Below are 24,561 nucleotides of genomic sequence, written 5' to 3'. Positions count from 1 at the left end.
TCGGGCGCGCGGCCCTTTTCTATTCGGGTTTCGCCTCGCCGAAGCCCCGCTGCATCAGGCGAGGCATCTGGACCGCCTGCAGCCCTGCGCGCACCAGCAGGAACAGCACGAAGCTGCCCCACAGTGCGCCATTGCCGAGCGGCCAGCTAAGCCAAAGCGCGACTGCGAAGACTACGGCTGCCCCTGCCATCGACAGCAGCATGGCGCGGGTCCAGCTGGCACCCACAAACACGCCGTCGAACACGAAGCTGGCGACCCCTGCAAAGGGGATCGCGACAAGCCAGATCGCCTGCGCTTGCGCGATCTGCGCGACTTCGGGCGTAGCGGCGAAGCTTGCGAGGATAGGGTCTGCCAATAGGGCGAAGGCAAATGCCACCACTGCCGCAGCGGCCAGGCCCCGCCACAATATCGCGCGGACATATTCGGCAAAACCTGCCCGGTCGCGTGCGCCCAGCCGCTCGCCATTGAGCACTTGCGCCGCGTTTTCGAACCCGTCGAGCAGCAGCGCGGTGAACACGAACAGCTGGTAGATGATGCCGTTGGCTGCCAACACTTCAGGGCCGCGTTCGGCGGAAAGCCGGGTGATCGCGGCGAGGGCGATCATCAACACGAGCGTGCGCAGGAACAGGTCGCGATTGACGCCGAGGAATGGCCGCAAGGCCTGCCAGCTGAGCAATGCGCGATCGGACAGCGCAGCCAGCAATGCGCCACCTGCATTGCCTCGTAATACCAGCACGCCAAGGATCGCGAGCTTGGCGTATTCGGCGATGAAGCTCGACCAGCCGATCCCGGCGATGCCCCAGTCGAGATGCAAGGCCAGAAGCAGCCCGAGCGCGACATTGACTACATTGTAGATCACTTCGATGGCCAGCACCGCGCCCATCTGCCTGTGCCCGACCAGAAAGCCGATCAGCGCGAGGTTGAGCATCACGCCGGGCGCGGTCCAGTATCGGATCTCGGCATATATATGCGCGAAGGAGAGCACTTCGCCCCGGGCGCCCAAGGCATCCAGCAGTGCGGGCATCAGCAGTGGCTTGAACAGCAGCAGCAGCGCCGCGATGGCCAGCCCGACTGCAATTCCGCGCGCCAGCATCGCGGCCTGGGCCTGCGGGCCGCTGCGTGTCCCCTCCTGCGCCACAAGGCCGGTGGTGCCCATCTTGAGGAAGTTCATCACGGTGAACAGCATCGCGAACAGGCGTGCGCCCACATCCACTGCGCCTTGCGTGGCGGCATCTTCCAGCCGCCCGACGATCCACATGTCGCCGATACCGATCAGCGCGGTGGCGACATTGGTCAGCATGGCGGGGATTGCTATGGCCCAGATCGCGCGGGTTTCGAGGGGGGCTGGCTTCATCGTGGCACCTCCCGCGCTTCGCTTGGGAGCATTTCGGCCGACACCATCCCCCGGATGGTGTCGAGTCTCGAAATGCTGGTCGGGGAGACAGGATTCGAACCTGCGACCCCCTGTACCCAAAACAGGTGCGCTACCAGGCTGCGCCACTCCCCGACCGATTTCGTGCATTACCGGGCAAGACCCGCCGCCGCTGGTGGGCCCGGCAGGATTCGAACCCGCGACCTAGCCGTTATGAGCGGCCAGCTCTAACCGCTGAGCTACAGGCCCGAGCAGCGGTGCGTAATGCGGCTTGCGCCCTACATTGCAACTTCGCGCGAAACAAGCGCGCATCGCGAGCTTTCAGACGGCTTCGTTGCCGCGCGCATCTCCGGCATCGCTGGCATCGCTCGAGGTGCTGCCCAGCGACACCGCCGTGAGCGGGATCGAAAGACAGACGCGATCCTCCACTTGCTGCAAATCGCCGCCAGCTCCGCGCGCCTCTGCACGCGCCAGCCGGAGGCTGAATCCTGCGCCGAACAGTCCGGCACTCAGGCCAGTTGCGCTCGGTTTGATCTCGGCTGTGAAAACGTCATCCTCCGCGATGAGCTGCGCGGGAATCTGGCACCACAGCCGCGCCTGGTCCTGATCGGCCTCGATCTCTGCGGCGAGCACTTCGCCCGCTGTGACTGCGCCCGCAAGAGTGGCGAGCATGCGCCACGCCAGCGCTTCGGCCTCGTCGCGATCGATCTCGACCCAAAGGCTGCGTTCCGGACCCTGTGCCAGGTCGATGCCCGCCATCCGCGGGGCAAGAACCAGCGCGATCTGTTCGGTCATTCGATGGGTGAGTTCAAGCAGGTCGGTCTTCCCACCTCCGACCGACATCGCGCCACTTTCGAGCTTGGCCAGCCGCTCGAGTTCGTCGAACCCGGCGAGGATGCTGGCGGCGTCGCTGGCGATCGTGGCTGCGAGCGCACGATAGGCGTTGGGGACCGGACCATAGAGCTGCTGGTGGATCAGTTCGGCAAAGCCCTGAACCGCGTTCACCGGAGTTCGCAGCTCATGGAGCAGCTGGCGAATCCGGTCCGCTTCGGTCGGCGTACCGACTGCGTATTTGCCGGGATCGAACGGACGGCGAAAACGTCCGACATATCCGAAGAAGCGCCCCCCGGTTCGCGAGAAGCGCGGGTGCGCATCCACTACCCATTCGCCGCGGATCGCGCCTGCACCTTCTAGCGTGCGAGTGAGTCCCTCGATCGGTTGCTGCTGCGCAAAGGCGCTGGCAATTGCGCCTGCCAAGCCGCTGCCTTCGGCGCCGCGACGGTCGAACAGGCGCTGCCCGATCACCATCGGCGCGACTTCGGGATCGGCCCATTCGATCCGCCCGTCGACGTCGCTGGCGAAGGCAAAACCGGCAATCGCGTGCTCGGGCAGAGCGGCTTGCTCGCCCAGCGGCAAGCGCGGCGAAAGGTCGCTTGTGGTCGGCTCTGCGCTGCGGTCGCGCCGGAATTGCGCGATCCGCTCGACTAGTGCGGCGATTTCGCTCTTTTCGTCCGGAGTGCCGGGTGCGGGAGGCGCGGGGCGTGAGCGGCGTGGCGGCACGGCCGCGCGCACCGGCTCTGGCTCCGGCTGAGGCTCGGGGATCGGCGGCGCCTCGAAATCGTCGGAAAGCGATTCGTCTTCCGTCAGTTCAAGCGTTTGCGTCTCGGCTCCTGACTCGTCGGAAGGTTGAGGCAGGCCGCGATCATGGATGCCCAATCGCTCGAGCAGCGCCTCGGCACCGGGCGGCAGTCCCCTTCGCAGGCGCAGGAAGCCGCGCGCGCGGATCGGCAGGCGCGGGATCAGGGCAACCCAGTCATCTTCGGCAAGGTCGGCGCGCGACAATGCGGCGGCCACGACTTCGGGCTCATCTTCGGCCAAATGCGCTGCAAGCTGCGGGTTGCGGAAGCGCCAGCCCGGCTCGCGAATCATCCGTGCCCGCTCGGAAGCGGGAATCTGCTCGCCCAATGCGCCGAGCCGCAACCATGCGGCAGCCACCAGGCTGTCGTCACGTCCGTATTTGCGGTTGCCGAGGAGGTCGAGCAGCTGCCTGAATTGCGTACGCGCGCCTCGCTCGCTGGTGGCGCGGTGGCGCAACACAGTGGCAAGGCGGTCGTCGAAAAACATCACGTCTCCAGGCAAGCGCGAATCGCGCAGGGCGGCGCTCGCACGGATCACGCCAAGCTTGTCCTAACAGCAAGCGGCTCGGCTTGCGGAGAGCGTTTCTCGATGCGTTGCAAAGCGGGACAATTGCTGGCAGGGATAATAATATTAGCTTTGACGCCCCATGAAGGCGGTTTGTGTTGCTTTCCGGTTCGAAGCGGGCCGGATTTCCAGTGAAAGGCGCAATTTATGGCCAGTCTAGACGAGATCGATCGCCGGCTGCTTGCCGAATTGCAGCGCGAAGGTCGCGTCACCAACGTCGAATTGGCTCAGCGTGTCGGTCTTACCGCGCCGCCGTGCCTGCGGCGTGTGCGCGGGCTCGAAGAAGACGGGGTGATCAAGGGCTACCATGCAGAGCTCGACGCGTCGAAGCTCGGCTTCGCCATCACCGTCTTCGCCATGGTCAGCCTCAAGAGCCAGGCCGAGAGTGCGTTGCGAGAGTTTGAAGAGCATATGAAGGCGCTGCCCGAAGTACGCGAGTGCCATATGCTCAATGGCGAGATCGACTTCATCCTGAAGGTTGTCAGCAAGGATTTGCAGAGCTTCCAGGAGTTCCTGACCAGCAAGCTCACGCCTGCTCCCAATGTGGAAAGCGTCAAGACCTCGCTGACGATCCGCACTGCGAAGCACGAGCCGGGCGTTCCGCTGGAGTAGGCGATGGCCGCTTCCGACATTGCCGACAGCGCTATCGACGGGCACTGCCTGTGCACGGCGGTGCAGATCACGCTCAACCAGCCGAAGAAGCATGTCGAAGTCTGCCAATGCGCCATGTGCAGGCGGTGGGGTGGCGCATTCTATTCGGCGCTGAGTGGCGAGAGCTTTTCGATTGCGGGCGAGAACAGCGTCAGCGTGTATCGCTCAAGCGAATGGGCGGAACGGGCCTTCTGCAAGCAATGCGGCAGCAATCTCTGGTACAAATTCCTGCCGACCGGCAATCGCAGCTTCCTTGCGGGGCTGTTTGCCGACGCGGACGAATATCCAATCGAACGCGAGATTTTCGCTGACGAAGCCGCGGCCTGGTGCAAGCTCGCCGGGGATCATCCCCGGCTCAGCGGTGCGGAAACGATCGCCGAAGCGAAGGACGCAGGCTTCGATCTTGGCTGACGGCAGCGCGCGAGGGTTACCCAGCGCGCTTGGCCAGCCATTCCTCCAGCCATTTGATGCTGTAGTCGCCGTTGAGGATGTCGTCCTGCCGCAGCAGTTCCTGATGCAGCGGGATGTTGGTCTTCACCCCTTCCACCACGATTTCCTCAAGCGCGCGGCGCAGGCGCATGATGCAGCCTTCCCGGGTGCGCCCATACACGATCAGCTTGGCGATCATGCTGTCGTAATAGGGTGGGATCCGATAGCCGGCGTAGAGCCCTGAATCGACCCGCACATGCATGCCGCCTGCCGCGTGATAGTAATTCACGGCGCCGGGCGAGGGCGCGAATGTGAACGGGTCTTCGGCGTTGATGCGGCATTCGATCGCATGGCCGTGGAACTCCAGATCTTCCTGCGCCACGGACAGCGGCTTGCCTTCGGCAATGCGGATCTGCTCGCGCACCAGGTCGACGCCGGTGATCGCTTCGGTCAGCGGATGCTCGACCTGCAGGCGGGTGTTCATCTCGATGAAGTAGAACTCGCCGTTCTCCCACAGGAACTCGATCGTTCCTGCACCGCGATAACCCATGTCACGCATTGCCTGCGCACAGATTTCGCCCATGCGGTGGCGTTCCTCGGCTGAGATGACGGGCGAGGGGGCCTCTTCGAGCACTTTCTGGTGGCGACGCTGGAGCGAGCAGTCGCGCTCGCCCAGGTGGATCGCATTGCCATTGCCGTCGCCGAACACCTGGAATTCGATGTGGCGCGGATTGCCGAGATATTTCTCGATATAGACGGTCGCATCCCCGAACGCGGCCTTGGCTTCGCTACCAGCCTGCTGCATCAGCGTTTCGAGCTGGTCCTCGCTTTGGCACACCTTCATCCCGCGCCCGCCGCCGCCCGAAGCGGCCTTGATGATCACGGGATAGCCGATTTCCTTGGCGATCTTGCGGGCTTCGTCAAAGTCCGAAACCGCACCGTCAGAGCCGGGCACCAGCGGCAGGCCCAATGCGCCCGCGGTGCGCTTGGCCTCGACCTTGTCGCCCATCGTGCGGATATGCTCGGGCTTGGGCCCGATCCACGCGATGTCGTGCGCCTCGACAATCTCGGCGAACTTGGCGTTCTCCGAAAGGAAGCCATAGCCGGGGTGGATCGCATCGGCGTGGGTCACTTCGGCGGCAGAGATGATGGCGGCTACGTTGAGATAGCTGTCGCTGGCAGGCGGAGGGCCGATGCAAACCGCCTGGTCGGCCAGCCGGACATGCATCGCATCGGCATCGGCGGTGGAATGCACCGCCACCGTCTCGATCCCCATCTCGTGTGCCGCGCGATGGATGCGCAGCGCGATTTCGCCGCGGTTGGCGATCAGGATACGTTTGATCGCCATTGCTTATCCGATGACGACGAGCGGCTGGTCGAATTCGACCGGTTGCCCGTTTTCAATCAGGATCGCCTTGATCGTGCCGGCCTTGTTGGCGGTGATCGGGTTCATCACCTTCATCGCCTCGACGATCAGCAGCGTGTCGCCTTGCTTCACGCTGTCGCCCACCTTGATGAAATTGGCGGCGCCAGGCTCAGGCGCAAGATAGGCGGTGCCCACCATCGGCGACTTGAGTGCATCGGCATGGACTTCGGCAGCGGGTTCCGCAGCTGGAGCGGCAGCCGCCGGAGCTGACGCAGAAGCAGCGACGGGAGCCGCCATCGGCGCCGCCATGGCAACCGTGCCACCGCGTGCGACGCGGATCTTGCGGTCGTTGTCCTCGACTTCGATTTCGGTGAGTCCGGTTTCGTTGAGCAGTTCCGCGAGCTCGCGTACCAGCTTGGTATCGACATTCATGCCAGACGTGTTGCGCCCGTCATTGGTCTTTCGTTCGGCCATTATCGCCCCTCAAACTTCAGCTGCGCGCGTGACTATTCGCGTGAATTGTGGCTGGCAAGAGGCGAAGCTCAGATTTCGCCCGACGCAACCGCCTCGAGAGCGATAATGTAGCTCTGCGCGCCGTGTCCCTGGACGCACTTGGCCGCCGCCATGCCGACATAAGAACGGTGCCGGAATTCCTCGCGCTTGGAGGGATCGGACAGGTGCACTTCGATCACCGGCGTGCGGATTGCCTTGATCGCGTCGAGCAGGGCGATCGAAGTGTGCGTGTAAGCCGCTGCATTGAGCAGCACGGCGCGCGCACCCTCCGCCTGCGCTTCGTGCAACCAGTCGACCAGCATGCCTTCATGGTTGGTCTGGCGCATGTCGATTTCGAGCCCGAGTTCGCGACCGCGATCCTCCAGCATGCCCGCGATATCGTCGAGCGTGGTGGTTCCGTAAATTTCCGGCTCGCGCAAGCCCAGCAGGTTCAGATTGGGCCCGTTGAGGACATAGACGGTGTTGGATGCGTTGCTCATGCGCGCTGGTTAGCGATTGTGGGCGCGACAGGGAAGCAGAAGGTCAGCTGCTTTCAAGGCCGCTGCGCGAGCCGAAGCGATCTTCGCGCCTTATCCCTCGACCCGCTCGGCCAGTTCGAGCCAGCGTTCTTCGGCCGCGTCCTTTTCGGCACGTGCATTTTCGATGCCCTTGCTGATGGTCGCGAACTTCTGCGGGTCCGAAGTGTAGAGATCGGGGTCTGACAGGATCGCTTCGCCTTTGGCAATCGCCGCTTCGAGTTCCTCGATCCGCGCAGGCAGCAATTCGTAATCGCGCTGGTCCTTGTAGGAGAGCTTGTCGGCGCGCGGCGGCGGTGGAGGTGGCGGTGCGGCTTGCTTGCTCGCGGTCGAGACTGCCTTGGGCTTGGACGCGCCTGGCTCGCGACGCTTCTTCTCCCAATCCTCGTAGCCACCCGCGACGACATCGACCTTGCCCGAGCCATCTAGGCCAAGCGTGATGGTGACGGTGCGGTCGAGGAAGTCACGATCGTGGCTGACGATCAGCACCGTTCCGTCGAAATCGGCGATCACTTCCTGCAGCAGGTCGAGCGTTTCGAGATCGAGGTCATTGGTCGGCTCGTCGAGCACCAGCAGGTTCGCGGTGCGCGCGAATTCGCGTGCCAGCAGAAGGCGGCTGCGCTCCCCACCGGACAATGCGCCGACTTTCGTGTCGACGATCTTGGGATCGAACAGGAAATCCTTGAGATAGCCCTGCACATGCTTGCGCACGCCGCGCACGTCGATCCAGTCGCCGCCCTCGGCCAGCACCTGGCGCACGGTGCGTTCGGGCTCCATCAGGCTGCGCTGCTGGTCGATCATCACGCCCGAAAGCGTCTTGGCGATCGTAACGCTGCCCGTATCGGGCGCCATTTCGCCGGTGAGCAGCTTGAGCAGCGTCGTCTTGCCCGCACCATTGGCGCCGACGATGCCGATCCGGTCGCCGCGCTGGATGCGCAGGCTGAAGTCCTTGATCACTGCACGCCCGTCGAAGCTCTTGCCGACCTTCTCGGCCACGATGACGGACTTCGACTTGAATTCCTCGTCGCTCGCGAGCTTGAGCTTGGCGGTGCCGCTGGAAGAGATCATCGCCGCGCGCGCCGCGCGCATCTGCCACAGCTTTTCGAGCCGCCCCTGGTTGCGCTTGCGGCGTGCGGTTACCCCGCGCTCGAGCCAATGCGCTTCGATCTTGAGCTTGGCGTCGAGCCTTTCTGCGTTGCGCGCTTCCTCGGCGTAGACCTGCTCTTCCCACGCCTCATAGCCGCCAAAGCCCACTTCCTTGCGGCGAATGGTCCCGCGATCGAGCCACAGCGTGGCGCTGGTGAGCCGCTTCAGGAATGTGCGGTCATGGCTGATCACCACGAATGCGCCGCGATAGCGGGTCAGCCAGTCCTCCAGCCAGTCGATCGCGCTCAGGTCGAGATGGTTGGTCGGCTCGTCCATCAGCAAAAGGTCGGGATCCTGCGCAAGGGCACGGGCGATTGCCGCGCGGCGCTTCTCGCCGCCGCTGGCGGTTGCGGAAGGGGTCGCCATATCGATGCCAAGCTGGCCCGCGATGGCTTCCACCTCATGCGTCGCGGGCGGATGCTCGCCGCCCAGCGCGAAGTCCATCAGCGTGGCATAGCCGGTGAAATCCGGTTCCTGCTCTAGGAAGACGATGCGCGTGCCGGGCTTGATCTTGCGCGTGCCGAGGTCGGCTTCGATGCGATTGTCGATTAGGCGGAACAAGGTGGTCTTGCCCGCGCCATTGCGCCCGATCAGCGCCAGTCGGTCGCGCGGGCCGATATGCAGGTCTATCGGCGCACGATCGGGGCCGCCAAGCAGCCAGCGGCCGCCTTGCTGCAGGCCAAGGCCTTCCCAGGAGAGGATCGGTGGTTGCGCCATAGGCCGCGCGCGTTAGGCGAGCACGCGGCCTGCGGCAAGATGCGGTTTCTATTGTGTGGCGATTGCGCCCTGTTTCCGCTTCTCCTCAGCGACCATTTGCGCCACGCTTTCGAGCAGGGCGGGGGCATCGAACACGACCCCGTCCTTAATCGTCCAGCGTACCCCGCCAACCGTTTCGAGCTGGTTGGTCTCGCGATTGAGGCGCCTGTGCCCGGTGCCGTAGAGCACCTTGAGGTTCGCCAGCGGGTTCTCGGGTACGATCACGAGATCGGCCAGCTTGCCTTCGGCAATCGAACCGAAGGCCGGTTCGCCGCCCTTGGGATCCTGCAGCTCGCGCGCGCCATCGATCGTTGCCGCGCGGATCACTTCGAGCGGAGTCAGGCCAGCTTCGCGCAGCATCTCAAGCTCGCCGATATAGGCGAAGCCCCAGGTCTGGTAGATATAGCCAGGGTCCGAACCGGCGGTCACGCGACCGCCGCGGTTCTTGAACTCGCGCGTCAGGTCGAACCACTTGCGATAGAAATTGCGCCAGGCGGTTTCATCCTCGCTGGTCCAGTCATGGTAATAGCTGCCGTGATTGGTGAGGCTGGGCGAATAAAACTGCATCAACTGCGGCAACGTGTATTTCTCGTGCCATTCGAGGTTGCGTGCGCGCATCACGTCGCGGCTGGCGGAGTAGATATTGAAGGTGGGGCTGAGCGTCACTTTGTGATCGATCAGGAAGTCGATGTAGTCGTTCCACGCCTTGCTGCCCGGCTCTCCGACCTGGTCGGCCAGCCGCGCGACCCAGGCAAAGCGCGATTGCTCATCGAGATAGTTGAAGTCCGCCGGATATTGCGGGATCGCGCTGCCATCTAGCAGGCTCTCGAAGTGGCCATAGAAGTGGGTGACGCCGTCCAGCCCCAGCTCGACCGCCTTGCGTGCATTGACTTCGGCCACGCCGCGCTGGCCCAGATGCGCCACCGAGCCGAGTTTCTGCTTCTCTGCTTCGTCGAGGATGGCGGCAAGGATGTGCGGCGGCTCATTGTTGAAGAACTTGACCCCGTCATATCCGCGCGCGGCAATCCAGCGCACCCAGGCGCGGCCTTTTTCGGGCGTGTCGACAGCCCCTTCGGGCCAGACGTCACCCGGCACCGCATAGGCGAACAGGCGCGGTGCGGTGATGGTGTTGGCAGCGCTGCGGCGCTTCTGGTCGATCGAGGGGTCGTTGGGGCCCCAGCCGAAGCCGACTCCGCGCACGGTGGTCACGCCATGTGCCAACCACAGCTTGAAGCCATAGGAAGGCTGCGGCGCCTTGTCCGGATCGCCATTGTGGCCATGAACGTCGATGAAACCGGGGAGGACATACATGCCGGCGGCATCGATCACTCGGTCGGCTGCGACGCGTGCGTTTCCGCCGCGCACGATCCGCGCGATGCGATTGCCCTCTACCACGATGTCGACCGGCCCTTCCGGCGGGGCGCCGGTGCCGTCGATCAGCGTCGCACTGCGGATCAGCAGCGTGGTGTAGGGCCCTTCGCCTTCGCCTGCAGGGCGATCGGGCACCCGCTCCATCTGCGGGCGCGCCTGCGCCCAAAGCGGCTGCGCGCTCGCAGCGCAGATTGCTGCGCAAGCCAAAAGCAGTTTCTTCATCATCCGGCGATCTCCCCTTCCGCCAAGCCCTAGCGCGGAGATTTACGCTTGCAAACAGCTCCGTTCACCGGCTCGAAAGCCATCAACATGCAGGTGGCGCTTGAAAGGAGAATTCCATGTTCCGTCCCATCGCTATCGCACTCTCGGCTGCCGCGCTTACAGTTACGCCGGTGGCCCATGCCGCTGAGGTGCAACTGGCAGCCAGCGGCCCCGTGGTCGAACTCGACATCTATGAAACGATCGAGCTTGAGCCGGACACAGCCACTGTCAGCGCCGGAGTAACCACCGATGCGGCGACTGCGGTCGAGGCGTTGCGCGCCAATTCGGTTGAGATGCAGCGCGTGATCGAGCGGATCAAGGCGCTGGGAGTGGATGCCAAGGATATCCAGACCACCGGTATCAACCTAAGCCCGCGTTACGACTATGACAGCGCCAGCCAGCGCCCGGTATTCCGCGGCTACCAGGCGTCGAACCGCGTTGCCGTGAAGCTGCGCAAGATCGAGCGTACCGGCGAAGTGCTCGATGCGCTGGTGGCGGCAGGTGCGACCGACATCGGTGGCCCGGCTTTCTCGAAGGACGATGACAGCGATGCGCGTGAAGCGGCGAGGACGCGCGCGATGCAGCGTGCGCGCGAGCGGGCGCTGCGCTATGCCGCGCTGGCCGGCTATGGCGATATCCGGCTCTTGTCGATCAGCGAATCCGTGATCGCGGGAGGGCCCATGCCCGTGATGGAAATGGTCGGAAAGGCCGCCGACGCGATCTCCGCCGCGCCGCCGGTGCAGCCGGGCATGATCAGCACCGGCGTGTCGATCAGCGTGAAATACGAGATGGTCAGGGGCGGCGCCTGAGGGTGGCAGGCTGAACAGCGGGGATGCGAACCATTCACACCTTGTTCAAAGCTGCCCGCTTAGGCACAAGGCCATTATGAAGCGGTTCGCTATCCTCCTTGCCCCCTTTGCGCTGGCGCTCACCAGCACTGCGGCGATGGCTACACTGGAAGCCCAGTCGCGCACCGATCAGGGTGAAGCGCGCAAGGAAATGCAGGCCGGAAACGTGCTTTCGCTTCGCGAGATCGAGCGCCGCGTCCTGCCGCAGATGCGCGGCAGCGAGTATCTCGGCCCGGCCTATGATGCCACGGCCCGCGCCTATCGCCTCAAGTTCATCAAGGACGGGCGGGTGACCTATGTCGATGTCGATGCGCGCACCGGCCGCATCATCAATCGTTCAAACTGACCCGTCCGCTCGCGCAGGGTGGACAAAATTCCCATTTGCTTGACGCCCTTGGTGCAAAAGCCCAACACACCGGCGTAACGAAAACAGGACCAGCAGGTACATATGCGTATCCTCATCGTCGAAGACGAACCGACCTTGGGAAAGCAGCTCAAGTCGACGCTTGAGCAAACCGGTTATGCGGTCGATTTGTCGACCGATGGCGAAGACGGGCATTTCATGGGCTCGACAGAGGATTACGATGCCGTGATCCTCGACCTGGGGCTTCCCGAGATCGACGGCCTTACCGTGCTCGGCATGTGGCGCCGCGAAGGGCGCACGTTCCCGGTGCTGGTGCTGACCGCACGCGACAGCTGGTCCGACAAGGTGGCAGGTCTCGACGCGGGTGCGGACGACTATCTCGCCAAGCCGTTCCAGACGGAGGAACTGATTGCCCGCCTGCGCGCGCTGATCCGCCGCGCTTCGGGCAATACTTCGGCAGAACTGACCGCAGGCGACGTTCGCCTCGATACACGATCGGGCCGGGTCACGCTCAAGGGCGAACCGGTCAAGCTCACCGCGCAGGAATATAAGCTGCTCAGCTATCTGATGCACCATAAGGGCAAGGTGGTAAGCCGCACCGAACTGATCGAACATATTTACGACCAGGATTTCGACCGCGATTCGAACACGATCGAAGTGTTCGTCACGCGCATCCGCAAGAAGCTCGGCGCAGAAGTGATAACGACGATCCGTGGCCTCGGATACAGCCTCGACGACCCCGCTGACAAGCCGCGGGCCTGAACCCGACGCGGCGGAAGAGGGCGAGGAACTAGCCCAGCCGCTTGCGCCGGAACAGGCGCAGGTTCCTGCGGTCGCGCCCCTTCCCCTGAAGCGCAAGGCCGGGCAAGGCAGCCTTGCGCGGCGCATGGCGGTTATTGCCGCAGGCTGGATCGCGGTGTTGCTGCTGGGTGGCGGGCTTGCGCTCGATCGCACGCTCACCAGCCTCGTTTCGCGCAGTTTCGACGAACAGCTCGAATATATGCTCACCGCGATGATCGCTTCGGCAGAGATCGAAGCGGGCGGCGAGGTCTATTTCTATCGCACGCTGGGCGACCAGCGCTTCCTCGAGCCCAACAGCGGGCTCTACTGGCAGATCGACGGGGAGGGATTCGAGCCTTACCCGTCGCGCAGCCTGTGGGACCGCACACTGACGCTGCGCGGCGATCATTTCGACAATGACGCGCATTTCTACAATTCCGACCAGTTCGAGGGCGAGCCGCTGCGCATGGCTGAACGGTCGGTGATCCTGCCGGGCAGCGACACCCGTTGGACTTTCGCTGTCGCCAGCGCGACGAAGGATCTCGACGCGCAGATTGCCGAAATCCGTTCGATCCTCGCGTGGAGCTTTGCGGCTTTGGGGCTGGGCTTGTTCTTGATGGCGCTGTTCCAGATTCGTTATGGTCTCTCACCGCTCAGGCGGGTGCGGGCAGCGATCCAGAAACTGCGCAACACCGGCGCGAACCGCATCACCGAGCCATTGCCCGAAGAAGTTCAGCCGCTTGTGCAGGAATTGAATGAACTGCTCGAGCATTCAGAGCGGCAGGCGGAGGAGGCCCGCACCCATGCGGGCAATCTCGCCCATGCGCTCAAGACGCCGCTCACCGTCGTCAACAATGCGGCGACTGCGCATGCGCCCGATCTTGCCGAAACGGTGATCCGCGAAGCGCGGACCATGCGCCGCCATGTCGACCACCATTTGGCGCGGGCCCGCGCCGTGGGGCGCCGTGCGGTGGGCAGGGCACGAACACCCGTTTGCGAAAGCGCGGAGGCAGTTCGGCGGGCGGTCGAGCGGCTCTATCCGCAAGTCCGCTTCGATATTGCCGGGAATCGCTCGGCCACAGTGGCAATCGAGCGGCAGGACCTTGATGAAATCCTCGGCAATCTGATCGAGAACGCCGCCAAATACGGCGGCGGCAGCGTATTCGTCACGGTCGATGCGGAACCCGAGACACCGATGTGCACGATCTGGGTCGAGGATGACGGCAAGGGCATTCCGGTAGACAAGCGGATCGAGATTTTCGATCGCGGGGCGCGGCTCGATACCGGCAAGCCCGGCACGGGCTTGGGGCTGGCGATCGTGCGCGACGTTGCCGAAATCTACGGCGGCAGCGTGGCAATCGACGAAAGTGAGGATCTGGGCGGGTTGCTGGTGCGGCTGTCCCTGCCGCGAGCCTTGCCCACCGAAATCGAAGAGGTCGATTGATCGCCTGGCTCAGCCGGTCTCGCCGGCCACCCAGTCTCGTGCCTGGGCTTTGAGCTCGCGATGCTTGTGATGGGGGAAGCGGTCGCTGTAGTCGCGCAGCGAACGCAAGGTTTCCATCGGCAGCGCTTCGTCAAACGTCACGCCGATCCGGTGGTCGGTGCTCCACGATGTATCGAAGAAGCGGTCTATGTTTGCGCACTGTAGGCGGCCGAATTCGCCCGGCGCCGGCGGGCTTTCGAGCGCCAGCCGTGCACCCGTTTGAGAGATATTATCGATCACGCATGACGCTGTCCGGTCGAGCAGGATCAAGCGTGCGGGAAGGTTCAGGCGAAGCCGCGAGGCAGTGCGGCGTACCCTGTGCGGCTGATCGGTGAGGGACTGCGGTGCTGACATGCCCCTGGCCTAGCCGGACTTGGTGGATCCGCACTCAAATGGTCCCCACGTAGTTTACCGGAGGTCGGTTGCCGTATGTATTAGGGTTCGCCCACCGGCATGCCGGGCAGTTCAGCTTCGCGCCCGCTCGTGGTGGCGGATCACTTCGTCGATGATGAAGCGCAGGAACTTCTCGCTGAACTCGGGATCGAGATCCGCTTCGACCGAGAGTTTGCGCAGCCTTGCGATCTGCCGCTCCTCGCGCTCCGGATCGGCCGGAGGCAGGGCGGTCTTCGCCTTGTATTCGCCCACTGCCTGCGTGATGCGGAACCGCTCGGCCAGCATGTGGATCAGTGCCGCATCGATATTGTCGATGCTCTTGCGGAAGCCGGCGAGGACCGGGTCGGAGGCTGGCTTGGCCTTGGTTGCGCGAGGCGGATGGTTCGACATAGGCGCGCGAAGCTAGCAGCAAATCTGCGCTTGCCAAGCTGCGATCCCCGTCCCATGTGCCGCAACCATGAGCGCCGACATAGTCCCCCTGCCGCGCAAGCAGCTGCCTTCGATCGAACCAATGTTGTCGCTGACGGCGAACGGCATGAATGCGGTGAACGCGGTCATCCTGGAGCGGATGCAGAGCGAAATCCCGCTTATTCCGCGCCTAGCCGGATACCTTATTTCGGGCGGCGGCAAGCGGTTGCGCCCGATGCTGACGCTCGCGGGCGCGGCCCTGGTAGGTTATGAGGGCACCCGCCATCACAAGCTCGCTGCAGCGGTCGAGTTCATCCATACGGCCACGCTGCTGCATGACGACGTGGTCGACGGCAGCGAATTGCGCCGCGGCAAGGCGGCAGCCAACATCATCTTCGGCAACCCCGCCACCGTGCTGGTGGGCGATTTCCTGTTCAGCCGCGCGTTTGAACTGATGACGGAAGACGGCAGCCTCAAGGTGCTGCGTATTCTCAGCAATGCCAGCGCGGTCATCGCTGAGGGCGAAGTGTCGCAGCTGACTGCGCAGCGCCAGATCGAGACCAGCGAAGAACGCTATCTCCACATCATCGGCGCCAAGACCGCCGCCCTGTTCGCCGCCGCCAGCCAGATCAGCGCCGTCGTGGCCGAATGCGGCGAAGAGCAGGAGCGCGCGCTGGAAGATTACGGGCGCAACCTGGGCGTCGCCTTCCAGCTGGTCGACGATGCAATCGATTATGATTCCGACGCTGCGGAAATGGGCAAGGACCCAGGCGACGACTTCCGCGAAGGCAAGATGACCCTGCCGGTGATCCTCGCCTATGCGCGCGGGAGCGAGGACGAGCGCAAGTTCTGGAAAGATGCGATCATGGGCCACCGCACTTCGGAAGCCGATCTCGCCCATGCAATCGAACTGATGGCGCGGCACAATGCGGTGCATGATACGCGCGAGCGCGCCCGCCATTTCGCGCAGCGCGCGATCGATGCGATTTCGATCTTCCCCGATAGCAAGGCGCGCCAGGCGATGGCCGAGGCCGCGCAATTCGCGGTTGCGCGAGGGTATTGAGCGCCTCGCTTCCCATCCACGCCGTCCTGCCCGAGCTGCTGCGCGCGCTTGATGCCAGCGGCGCGGCGGTGCTGGTCGCGCCGCCCGGCGCAGGCAAGACCACAGCGGTCGCTCCGGCATTGCTGGGAGAGGAATGGTGCAGCGGCCAGGTGATCCTCACTTCGCCTCGCCGGGTCGCGGCGAGGGCGGCGGCGGAGCGCATGGCCGAATTGCTGGGAGAGAAACCGGGCGAGACGATCGGCTACCTCACCCGCCTCGATAGCAAGACCTCCGCCAAGACCCGCGTCCTGGTCATGACCGAAGCGATCTTCGTCAACCGCATCCTCGAAGACCCGGAGCTTGCCGGGGTTTCCGCCGTGTTGTTCGACGAAGCGCATGAGCGGCATCTCGATAGCGACCTTGGCCTCGCGCTCGCGCTCGAAAGCCGCAGCGTGCTGCGCGAAGACCTGCGCGTGGTGGTGATGAGCGCCACCATCGACGGTGCGCGCTTCGCCCGCTTGATGGGCGAGGGTACGCCCGTGGTCGAGAGCGAAGGACGGGCTTACCCGCTGGATATTCGCTGGCTCGGCGCGCGGCCCGACGCGCGGATCGAAGATGCGATGGCCGATGCGGTGACGCAGGCCTGGCGCGAGCAGGCTGGGGATATTCTCGCTTTCCTGCCCGGTGTCGGCGAGATCGAGCGCACCCGCGAACGGCTCGAGGCGCGGTTGCCCGATGTTCCGGTGCTTCCGCTGCATGGCCAGGTCGAACCGGCGGGGCAACGCACCGCGATTCGGCGCGATCCGCAAGAGCGAAGGCGGATCGTGCTGGCAACGGCAATCGCGGAAACCTCGCTTACGCTCGATGGCGTGTCGGTTGTGGTCGATTGTGGCCTCGCGCGCCACGCCGAGTTCGACAAGGCGGCCGGGACCACGCACCTCGTCACGCGGCGGGCAAGCCAGGCGGCTGCGGCGCAAAGGGCAGGGCGCGCAGCGCGGCAGGGGCCGGGTGTCGCCTATCGCCTGTGGGAAGAACACGGCCACGCCGGGCGCCCTGAATTCGATCTGCCGGAGATCGTCACTGCCGATCTTGCGCCACTGGTGCTGGCACTGGCGAAATGGGGCACGGCGGACCCGGCATCGCCGATGTGGCTCGATGCGCCGCCTGCACCGGCGGTGGCAGCAGCGCGGAGCCAGCTTGAGCGCCTCGGCGCGCTCGGTCCGGATGGACGGATTACCGAACGCGGCGAGCAGATCGCGGCGCTTCCGCTCGATCCGGCTGGCGCCGCCGCAGTGCTGTTCGGTGCAGAGGCGGGGCAGGCGGAGCAGGCGGCGAGGCTGGTCTTGCTGTTGCAGGAGCGCGGACTGGGCGGACGCGGAGAGGACCTGCAGCAAAGGCTTTCGCGCTGGAATGGCGAACGCGGAGCCCGGGCCGAGGCGTCGCGCAAGCTGGCGCAGCGCTGGGCCAAGGCGGCCGAGCGGCTGGTTCCTTCAGGCCTCGCGAAGTCGCTCAACCCCGCACTCTACCTTGCCTTTGCGCGACCGGACTTCATTGCGAAGCGCCGCGACAAATCGGGCGAGCAATGGCTTTCGGCCGGGGGAAGGGGCTTACAGCTCGATCCCGCATCGCCGCTCGCCCGGGCGGAGTGGCTGGTGATTGGCGATGCGCAGGGGCAGGCTAAGGGCGCGCGGATCACCGCGGCGGCCGAATTGACCGCTCAGGAGGTCGAAACCCATCTTCAGCCTCTGATCGAGAAACGTTCAGTAATACACTGGAATGATGAGGTTAAGCGGGTCGAGGCCAGGCTCGAAAGGCGGCTTGGCGCGATCACGCTTGCGAGTGGCCCGGACCCCGATCCCGACCCTGCTGCGCTTGTGGATAAGCTGGTGGAAAAGGCGGTGGACAGGTTGGGGGAAATCCTGCCCGCGGCGCTGCTGGCGCGCGCGCGTTTTGCCGGGATCGAGGCGCTGGGGATCGAAGCGCTGAGACACAGCGCGGCGGAATGGCTCGCGCCGCTGCTTGCGGGGCGGAGCGATCTCGACCTTGCGAAAGGCAAGCTCACCGATGCCCTGCTGGGGCAGCTCGATTGGGACAGCAGGCAAAGGCTCGATCGAGAGGCGCCGCGCGAATTCGCCTCGCCTGCGGGCACGCATCACCCTATCGACTATGCGGGAGACGATGCGCCCAGCGTGGAAGTGCGGGTGCAGGCGTTGTTCGGGCTGGACAGCCATCCGATGATCGGCCACACGCCCTTGCTGCTCAAGCTAACCAGCCCGGCTGGCCGCCCGATCCAGTCGACCCGCGACCTGCCCGGTTTCTGGCGCGGCAGCTGGGCCGATGTGAAGAAGGACATGAAGGGGCGCTATCCCAAACATCGCTGGCCGAACGAGCCATGGGCGGAAAAGCCCAGCCTGAAGACCAAGAACGCCTTTTCACGCGACGATTCGTGAATTAGAGGCACCGGGACGCCGGAGGCGCCCCGCAAGCGCGACCGCGCGTCGGCCGGTTAGGCCGGAGCCAAGGCGGGCGGAGGCCCGCCGCCCGGCGATTGAGGGTTTGAAACGAATGTCTGCACGTATTTACCAGCGACCGAAGAACGCCATGCAGTCGGGCAAGGCCCGCACGCAGGAATGGGTGCTTGAATTCGAGCAGTCCGAAGCACGGCGGCCCGATCCCCTGATGGGCTGGACGGGCAGCGGCGATACGCAGGCGCAGGTTGTGCTGACCTTCAAGTGCAAGGAAGCGGCGCAGGACTATGCAGATCGCTATGGCATCGCCGCACGCGTTCATGCGACGCCGCCAAAGGCGCTCAAACTGCAGGCCTACGCCGACAACTTCCGTTGAGCTAGTACGCCTGCCCGCTTGGCGTAGCTGATGAGGCCGGATAGTCCGCGGCAATTGATGCCTGGTAGCTGTTTGCGGGGGTTCTCTTAAGGTGCAGTTTGTCAAAGCATTCGGCGGGGTCCTTCCCGCGATTGTCGTTTTCGCGCATGGGTCTGCGGCGGTGGCAGCCGTTCCCCCGGTCCCTTCCGCTCAGCAAGTCGAGGCGCTGTGCCCCGGGCTTGGCGGCAATCCGCTGGCATTCGGCACTGCCGAGGGGAATGTCACCGAAGCGGCCTTGGCGCAGGCGAAGGAGCTTGCTGTCGCTGCGGGCTTCGAGAAGGCCCAGCTCCAATATACCTCGTGGTCGCACAAGCTTTACGGTGTGGAATACGTCCTCGATGTTCCCGGGGGTGACGATCTTTCCGATTGGGGTGACCTGTTCGGCGAAAGGATAATGGAAAGAGGTTGGGATTTCAGCGAAGATCCATTCACCCCCTTGTCAGCTGGCCGCTACGAGAAGGAAATCGACGTTGATGACGGTCAATGGGTCCTGGGCGTCGAACTCGGGCTCCACAGCACGCATCGCGGCATCACCCTGCTTTGCGCCGATGCGAAGCTCCAGCTGGAGGACAAGAACGAGCGCGATGGTGAACTGGCGCCCGGAACGCAGCGCCCCAAACCACCCTCACCTAAGAAAGTGCAGGCGGCAAAGGATTACGTGGCGCGCTTTGACTGCGATAATGCCGAGTTCGTGGCGGCGCTCTCTGCTGCCGAAGAGCTCGATGACAACGGCCCGATAGTGGAGGCGCTATTGGGCCCGGTCGTGGATCTCGAACCAGAATCCAGCTACCAATCCCGCCTTGGTACTTGGATGCGCTGGACTATGAGGCATTCAGGCAAGATCACCGAGGAAGAAATCTGGGCTATCGAAGATGTCGTTGCTCAGAATATCGGCTGGAACCCGGCCGAGCAGTTCACGGAATTCCTCGGCTCTTTCGTTGACGTTGTGTCGGCACAGGAAGCTGGTGACGGAGCAGGCAAATGCCGCGGTCTTCGCACCATGTTCCTTTCAGACAGGGATGGTTCAAGCAACGAAGGCAGGCGCAATGCCGCTGTAAATGCCGCCCTCGAAGCTGAAGCCCGCCGTCGCGGCATTGCGATCGATTAGCGCCTGCATCCGGGCTTGCATTGCCGTGCGCGTATCGCCATATGCGCGCCCGGGAGTCGGTCGGACGTTTGCGTTCGCTCACCGGGTCAGGTCCGGAAGGAAGCAGCCCAGGTGGATTGCGACGGGTCGGCCGGCTCCTTTTTCATTACTTTGCCGGTTCAGTTCCCCGCGCTTGCACGCATGCGGTCGCGCGCTTCGTTGCGCGATCCCGTTGCGGGAACAAGGCCAGCCACCTTCCCAAGGCCCCAATCGGGCATATTGCCATAGATCGTCTCGAACCCGCCTGCGGGAACGCTGTAGGTCTCGTGGAAAATGCCGACCGTTCCGTCGCTGCCGATCGCCTTGTTGAAGGCAGTCCAGGCAGGCCAGTGCTTCTGCTCGCGGTCCCGCGCGTAACTTTCGAGGCTGTCGAAATCGCGCCAATACTGGATCAGCAGCACGGTGCGCAGACCTTGTAGAAGCGTTTCCGAGCCCAGGAAGCCGCTGTCTGGATCGGCGGCCAGCTCCTCGATCATCGGCCGCATCGAACGCGCGACCGGTATCCATTTTCCGAATTTGAGGAAGTGGTTGATTCGCATTCCGATCACGAAGACGACGACCGGGCCCTGGTAGTTGGCGGAGAACCGCCCGGCATTCACTGGCATGTGCCTCTCCCTGCATGCTGCAATTTGCGAGGATAGGCTGCAAAGGGGGCTTCGACAAATCCGATCGCAGCGCCTACCTAACTGCTTATGGGTGATTCACCGGAAAATGCGGATACCCCGCCCTGGGAACAGGAGCAGGAGGAAGCCAAGCCGAGCGCCGCCGAACTTGAGGCTGCGGGCCAATCGGCCATGTTCGGCGATCCCGCGCCTGCTGCGGTGCCTGAGCCGACTGTTGTGCCCGTGGCGGCCAAGCCTGCCGCTCCGGCTGCCAACCAGCCGTATCGCGTGCTGGCGCGCAAATATCGCCCGCAAACCTTCAGCGAGCTGATCGGGCAGGATGCCATGGTGCGCACCCTCGCCAATGCGATCGAGCGCGACCGGATGGCACATGCCTTCCTGATGACCGGCGTGCGCGGGGTCGGCAAGACTTCGACCGCGCGGCTGATCGCCAAGGCGCTCAATTGCATCGGGCTGGACGGGCAGGGTGGGCCGACGATCGATCCGTGCGGCAAGTGCGAACCCTGCATCGCGATTGCAGAGGGCCGCCATATCGACGTGATCGAGATGGACGCTGCAAGCCACACCGGCGTCGACGATGTGCGCGAGATCATCGAAGCGGTGCGCTATGCCGCCGTTTCGGCGCGCTACAAGATCTACATCATCGACGAAGTTCACATGCTCACGCGCAACGCCTTCAACGCGTTGCTCAAGACGCTGGAAGAACCGCCCGCGCATGTGAAATTCCTGTTCGCCACGACTGAAGTCGAGAAACTGCCGGTGACGGTGCTCAGCCGCACCCAGCGCTTCGACCTGCGCCGTATCCCGGCGGAACTGCTGCAAGAACATTTCGGCAATGTCTGCGCCAAGGAAGGCGTCGAAGCCGAGGCCGAGGCGCTGCACATCATCGCCAATGCTGCCGAAGGATCGGTACGCGACGGGCTGTCGATCCTGGACCAGGCGATCGCGCATGCCGATCTCGACCATGAAGGCAAGGTTTCGGCCACGCGAGTGCGCGACATGCTGGGCCTTGCCGACAAAAGCGCGCAGCGCCGCCTGCTCACGCATGTGCTCGAGGGCGACGCAAAGGCGCTGCTTGCCGCTGTGAGCGAGCAATATGCGTTGGGGGTCGAGCCGCTGGCGCTGATGCGCGGGCTGATGGATTTGACGCACCGGATCACTGTGGCGCAGGTTTCGGGTGCGGAACCCGATGCGCCCACGGCTGAGGAACGTGCGGCGCTGGCCGATTTCGCGCAGCGGCTTTCCGCCGCGCAGCTCCACCGTCTGTGGCAATTGCTGCTGAAGGGGCATGAGGAAGTGCGGCAGGCGCCCGACCCGCTGGTTTCGGCGCAGATGGCGCTGCTGCGGGTGATGCATGCCGCCGACATGCCCGATCCGGGCAAGCTGGCGAAGAAGATCGAGGATTTGGCCGAACGCGGCGTGACCGTCGCTGCCGCCGCGGCTCCCGCTGGCGGAGACGCTTCGCAGCCCAGCGACGCGGCGCTTTCTGCCGGGGCGGACTGGGCCGGGCTGGTGCAACGGGTCGAAAACAGCGGGCAATTGCGGCTGGCCCAGCTGATGCGCGACTGGGTGCGTGTGGTCGAACTCTCGCCGGGGAGGCTGGTCTATCAGATCGCCGAGGGTCTGTCCGAAGATCCCGGAGCGGAATTGCGCGACTGCCTGTTCCGGCTCACCGGAAACCGCTGGGCGGTAGAGCAAGGGCAGGGCGATGCTGCCCCCACCTTGCGCGAACAGGAGCAGGCCGCCAAGGACAGCCGCGAAGCCGCGATCCGCGAGCACCCGCTAGTCAAGGCCACGTTAGAGGCCTTTCCCGATGCGGAACTTCTGAGCGAGCCCGGCATTGCTGCCCAGGGCGGCGGAAAATGGAGTCGGTAAAGTGAAATCGATGGAAGAGATGATCCAGGCGGCCCAGAAAGCCGCCGAGACGATCCAGACCCAGATGAACGACATGCAGGCCAAGCTCGACGCGATCGAAGTCGAAGGGCAGGCTGGCGGCGGACTGGTGAAGGTGCGCGCCAGCGCGAAAGGCCGGATCCTGCGGGTCGAGATCGACGAGAGCCTGATGAAGCCGGAGGAGAAGCAGATGGTCGAGGATCTCGTCACTGCTGCCTTCAACGATGCGCGCGACAAGGCGGATCGGGTTTCGAGTGGGGAAATGCGGAAGATCCAGGGCAGCATGGGCTTGCCGCCGGGATTCAATTTGCCAGGCATGGGATGAGCGCGCTTGTGCTATAAGCCCGCCGGAAACCGAATGGAGAGATAGCGATGGCCACTCTGATGAACGACAATGGCGCCGGTTCGGATGCGAATGTGCGGGCGCAGGTGAGCGACGAGGAATGGAAGGTCCGCGTCGATCTTGCAGCGGCATACAGGCTGGTTGCGCTCTATGGCTGGGACGATCTCATCTTCACGCACCTTTCGGCGCGAGTACCCGGGCCCGAGCATCATTTCCTGATCAATCCCTATGACATGATGTTCGATGAGATCACGGCTTCGAGCCTGGTCAAGATCGACGTCGACGGGCAGCCGGTGCTGCCGACTTCGCATCCGGTAAATCCCGCGGGCTTCACGATCCATTCGGCACTGCACATGAATTGCGAGGCCGCGCATGCGGTGATGCATTTGCACACGCCCGCTGGCCAGGCCGTCAGCGCGATGAAGGAAGGCCTCCTGCCTCATACCCAGACGGGGATGATCGCCAGCTCGGACGTGGCCTATCACGAGTATGAAGGCATCGCCACCGACCTCGAGGAGCGCGAGCGACTGGTGGAGGACATGGGCGACAAGCATGTCATGATCCTGCGCAATCACGGCACGCTGGCGATCGGCAAGACCGTGGGCGAATGCTTCCTGCGGCTCTATTTCGTCGAGCGCGCCTGCGATGCGCAGGTCAAGATGCTCTCTGCCGGGCGCGACTATCTCTACAATCCGCCGCAAGGCACGCCTGAGAAGGTCAAGGCGCAAACCCCGCCCGAGGGTATGGGAATGATCGCCAATGGCCTTGCCTGGCCAGCGCTGCTGCGCAAGCTCGACAGGATTGATCCCAGCTTCCGCAATTGATTTTCGGGTGGCGCCCCTCGCGCCGCCGCTTACCCTGGACGACCAACTCGAATATCGAGACTCGATGGCAAAGCCGGACGATTCAAGACCCGCTTATGTGATCAAGGCCGAAGAGCTGGCAGCGGTAAACTATTTGCCAGACGACCACCCGCGCCCCGCGGCAGTCGAATGGATCAATCGCGGCACCGATCAGCAATTGCGCCCCACGACGCGCGATATGCTGTTGCGGACCTTGTTCCAGCCGGTCGAGACGCCGAGCGTCGCAAAGCTGCACGAGACTTCGGGGTTGAGGGTGATCTTTCGCCGCGAAGCCGAGCGAGAAGCATTTGCGGCGGCTTTCGAGGAAGCGCGCGCCAGCGAACAATCCGTGCGCGAACACGTGGTGACTGCCTTGTTCGAAAGTCTCGAACAGGCCGAAGCGGCGATCGGAGGCTTGCATGAAGCTGGTGTCTCGCCAGATGCTATTTCGCTGCTGGGTCGGGCGAACCACTTCAGCGACCCCAAGTCCGAATGGCCCGAAGGCCATAGCGTGCTGAGCGTTACCGGAATCGTGGCGGGGAGCGGCGTGGCCGGCGCACTGTTCGGCCTTGCTGTCCTGCTGGTGCCCGGTGTTGGTCCAGTAGCAGCGGCGGGTGCGATCGCCACATCGGCACTGTCGTCTGTGGCGTCGGTCAGCGGCGTGATCGGCGCGACCGGCGGAGCGATCGCGAAGATGCTGACCGACCATGACGTCGACGGCGTCTCGGCCGAATATTACGGTCGCCAGATCAAGCGTGGCAAGCTGCTGCTTTCGGTCGATACGCGTGTCGCCGGGGTCGAGCGCGAGCAGGCACTGGCGCTGCTACAGCAATACGGTGGGCACAGCACGCAAGTCGGCTAACCGCGCGCTTTTCCGCAGGCCGGCGTGCCGCATCCACAGCTGAAGGAAGGGCCCCCATTGCGGGCTGC

General features: G+C 64.1%; 24 protein-coding genes, 2 tRNA genes and 1 other RNA gene. 15 read left to right on the top strand and 12 right to left on the bottom strand.

Features of this window, described 5'->3' with window-relative positions:
* Positions 1–19 precede the first annotated feature (19 nt).
* The 4 genes from VRS74_RS07745 to VRS74_RS07730 all read right to left on the bottom strand — a co-directional run bounded on the left by VRS74_RS07745 (position 20) and on the right by VRS74_RS07730 (position 3,547).
* On the bottom strand, positions 20–1,354 hold the full coding sequence (locus VRS74_RS07745) for an MATE family efflux transporter (RefSeq protein WP_354144668.1): 1,335 nt from the start codon (positions 1,352–1,354) through the stop codon (positions 20–22).
* 76 nt (positions 1,355–1,430) lie between these two features.
* A tRNA-Pro gene (locus tag VRS74_RS07740) sits at positions 1,431–1,507 on the bottom strand.
* Between the two features lie 38 nt (positions 1,508–1,545).
* Positions 1,546–1,621 (bottom strand) — tRNA-Ile (locus tag VRS74_RS07735).
* Between the two features lie 72 nt (positions 1,622–1,693).
* Entirely contained in the window at positions 1,694–3,547 is a 1,854-nt protein-coding gene (locus tag VRS74_RS07730; RefSeq protein ID WP_354144667.1) for a histidine kinase dimerization/phospho-acceptor domain-containing protein, read from the bottom strand.
* A gap of 174 nt (positions 3,548–3,721) precedes the next feature.
* Between VRS74_RS07730 and VRS74_RS07725 the strand changes: the two genes are divergently transcribed.
* Both VRS74_RS07725 and VRS74_RS07720 read left to right on the top strand, forming a co-directional pair.
* On the top strand, positions 3,722–4,186 hold the full coding sequence (locus tag VRS74_RS07725; protein ID WP_354144666.1) for an Lrp/AsnC family transcriptional regulator: 465 nt from the start codon (positions 3,722–3,724) through the stop codon (positions 4,184–4,186).
* A 3-nt stretch (positions 4,187–4,189) separates the two neighbouring features.
* On the top strand, positions 4,190–4,636 hold the full coding sequence (locus VRS74_RS07720; protein ID WP_354144665.1) for a GFA family protein: 447 nt from the start codon (positions 4,190–4,192) through the stop codon (positions 4,634–4,636).
* A gap of 16 nt (positions 4,637–4,652) precedes the next feature.
* On the opposite strand, the gene accC is transcribed toward VRS74_RS07720, so the two are convergent.
* The 5 genes from accC to VRS74_RS07695 all read right to left on the bottom strand — a co-directional run bounded on the left by accC (position 4,653) and on the right by VRS74_RS07695 (position 10,543).
* Positions 4,653–6,002: an acetyl-CoA carboxylase biotin carboxylase subunit gene (gene accC, locus VRS74_RS07715; RefSeq protein ID WP_354144664.1), complete on the bottom strand. Its 1,350-nt coding sequence runs from the start codon at positions 6,000–6,002 to the stop codon at positions 4,653–4,655.
* Between the two features lie 3 nt (positions 6,003–6,005).
* Complete coding sequence (gene accB, locus VRS74_RS07710; RefSeq protein WP_354144663.1) at positions 6,006–6,494, bottom strand: acetyl-CoA carboxylase biotin carboxyl carrier protein; 489 nt, start codon at positions 6,492–6,494, stop codon at positions 6,006–6,008.
* Positions 6,495–6,562: 68 nt separating this feature from the next.
* Positions 6,563–7,012: a type II 3-dehydroquinate dehydratase gene (locus VRS74_RS07705; RefSeq protein WP_354144662.1), complete on the bottom strand. Its 450-nt coding sequence runs from the start codon at positions 7,010–7,012 to the stop codon at positions 6,563–6,565.
* Positions 7,013–7,102: 90 nt separating this feature from the next.
* Positions 7,103–8,911, bottom strand: coding sequence for an ABC-F family ATP-binding cassette domain-containing protein (locus VRS74_RS07700; protein ID WP_354144661.1), 1,809 nt, complete (start codon positions 8,909–8,911; stop codon positions 7,103–7,105).
* A 48-nt stretch (positions 8,912–8,959) separates the two neighbouring features.
* Entirely contained in the window at positions 8,960–10,543 is a 1,584-nt protein-coding gene (locus tag VRS74_RS07695) for an amidohydrolase family protein (RefSeq protein ID WP_354144660.1), read from the bottom strand.
* A gap of 116 nt (positions 10,544–10,659) precedes the next feature.
* Here VRS74_RS07695 and VRS74_RS07690 point away from each other — a divergent pair, with 116 nt between their 5' ends.
* From VRS74_RS07690 to VRS74_RS07675, 4 genes are all read left to right on the top strand, one after another.
* Positions 10,660–11,391: an SIMPL domain-containing protein gene (locus VRS74_RS07690; protein WP_354144659.1), complete on the top strand. Its 732-nt coding sequence runs from the start codon at positions 10,660–10,662 to the stop codon at positions 11,389–11,391.
* 76 nt (positions 11,392–11,467) lie between these two features.
* The gene (locus VRS74_RS07685; RefSeq protein WP_435521389.1) at positions 11,468–11,776 is read left to right on the top strand and encodes a PepSY domain-containing protein; all 309 of its coding nucleotides are present in this window, start codon (positions 11,468–11,470) and stop codon (positions 11,774–11,776) included.
* A gap of 102 nt (positions 11,777–11,878) precedes the next feature.
* Positions 11,879–12,556, top strand: coding sequence for a response regulator transcription factor (locus VRS74_RS07680; RefSeq protein WP_354144658.1), 678 nt, complete (start codon positions 11,879–11,881; stop codon positions 12,554–12,556).
* Positions 12,507–14,018, top strand: a complete 1,512-nt coding sequence (locus VRS74_RS07675) for a sensor histidine kinase (RefSeq protein WP_435521388.1) — start codon at positions 12,507–12,509, stop codon at positions 14,016–14,018. Before VRS74_RS07680 ends, VRS74_RS07675 begins: the two co-directional genes overlap by 50 nt.
* A 9-nt stretch (positions 14,019–14,027) precedes the next feature.
* Here VRS74_RS07675 and VRS74_RS07670 read toward each other — a convergent pair whose 3' ends face one another.
* Together VRS74_RS07670 and VRS74_RS07665 are read right to left on the bottom strand one after the other, a co-directional pair.
* Positions 14,028–14,411, bottom strand: a complete 384-nt coding sequence (locus tag VRS74_RS07670) for a PilZ domain-containing protein (RefSeq protein WP_354144657.1) — start codon at positions 14,409–14,411, stop codon at positions 14,028–14,030.
* Between the two features lie 111 nt (positions 14,412–14,522).
* Entirely contained in the window at positions 14,523–14,840 is a 318-nt protein-coding gene (locus VRS74_RS07665; protein ID WP_354144656.1) for a chorismate mutase, read from the bottom strand.
* 67 nt (positions 14,841–14,907) lie between these two features.
* Between VRS74_RS07665 and VRS74_RS07660 the strand changes: the two genes are divergently transcribed.
* The 5 genes from VRS74_RS07660 to ffs all read left to right on the top strand — a co-directional run bounded on the left by VRS74_RS07660 (position 14,908) and on the right by ffs (position 20,035).
* A complete protein-coding gene (locus VRS74_RS07660; protein WP_354144655.1) occupies positions 14,908–15,921 on the top strand; it encodes a polyprenyl synthetase family protein in 1,014 nt (337 codons plus the stop codon).
* Positions 15,918–18,350: an ATP-dependent helicase HrpB gene (gene hrpB / locus VRS74_RS07655; protein ID WP_354144654.1), complete on the top strand. Its 2,433-nt coding sequence runs from the start codon at positions 15,918–15,920 to the stop codon at positions 18,348–18,350. The genes VRS74_RS07660 and hrpB overlap by 4 nt, the downstream gene beginning before the upstream one ends.
* 115 nt (positions 18,351–18,465) lie before the next feature.
* Complete coding sequence (locus VRS74_RS07650) at positions 18,466–18,744, top strand: ETC complex I subunit (protein ID WP_354144653.1); 279 nt, start codon at positions 18,466–18,468, stop codon at positions 18,742–18,744.
* 274 nt (positions 18,745–19,018) lie between these two features.
* Complete coding sequence (locus VRS74_RS07645; RefSeq protein WP_354144652.1) at positions 19,019–19,891, top strand: hypothetical protein; 873 nt, start codon at positions 19,019–19,021, stop codon at positions 19,889–19,891.
* Positions 19,892–19,940: 49 nt separating this feature from the next.
* An RNA gene (gene ffs / locus VRS74_RS07640) (signal recognition particle sRNA small type) lies at positions 19,941–20,035 on the top strand.
* Between the two features lie 14 nt (positions 20,036–20,049).
* Here ffs and VRS74_RS07635 read toward each other — a convergent pair.
* The gene (locus VRS74_RS07635) at positions 20,050–20,535 is read right to left on the bottom strand and encodes a DUF4188 domain-containing protein (RefSeq protein WP_354144651.1); all 486 of its coding nucleotides are present in this window, start codon (positions 20,533–20,535) and stop codon (positions 20,050–20,052) included.
* 87 nt (positions 20,536–20,622) lie between these two features.
* On the opposite strand from VRS74_RS07635, the gene VRS74_RS07630 reads away from it, so the two are divergent.
* From VRS74_RS07630 to VRS74_RS07615, 4 genes are all read left to right on the top strand, one after another.
* Positions 20,623–22,428: a DNA polymerase III subunit gamma/tau gene (locus tag VRS74_RS07630; protein ID WP_354144650.1), complete on the top strand. Its 1,806-nt coding sequence runs from the start codon at positions 20,623–20,625 to the stop codon at positions 22,426–22,428.
* 1 nt (position 22,429) lies between these two features.
* Entirely contained in the window at positions 22,430–22,771 is a 342-nt protein-coding gene (locus VRS74_RS07625) for a YbaB/EbfC family nucleoid-associated protein (RefSeq protein WP_354144649.1), read from the top strand.
* 47 nt (positions 22,772–22,818) lie between these two features.
* The gene (locus tag VRS74_RS07620) at positions 22,819–23,613 is read left to right on the top strand and encodes a class II aldolase/adducin family protein (RefSeq protein WP_435521387.1); all 795 of its coding nucleotides are present in this window, start codon (positions 22,819–22,821) and stop codon (positions 23,611–23,613) included.
* A gap of 64 nt (positions 23,614–23,677) precedes the next feature.
* A complete protein-coding gene (locus VRS74_RS07615) occupies positions 23,678–24,493 on the top strand; it encodes a hypothetical protein (protein WP_354144648.1) in 816 nt (271 codons plus the stop codon).
* Positions 24,494–24,561: the final 68 nt, after the last annotated feature.

This window comes from Altererythrobacter litoralis (genome assembly GCF_036324225.1).
GTDB classification, from domain to species: Bacteria; Pseudomonadota; Alphaproteobacteria; order Sphingomonadales; family Sphingomonadaceae; genus Erythrobacter; species Erythrobacter litoralis_A.
Note: the sequence above shows the minus strand (reverse complement) of the source record. Positions and strands in the feature narration are given on the sequence as shown.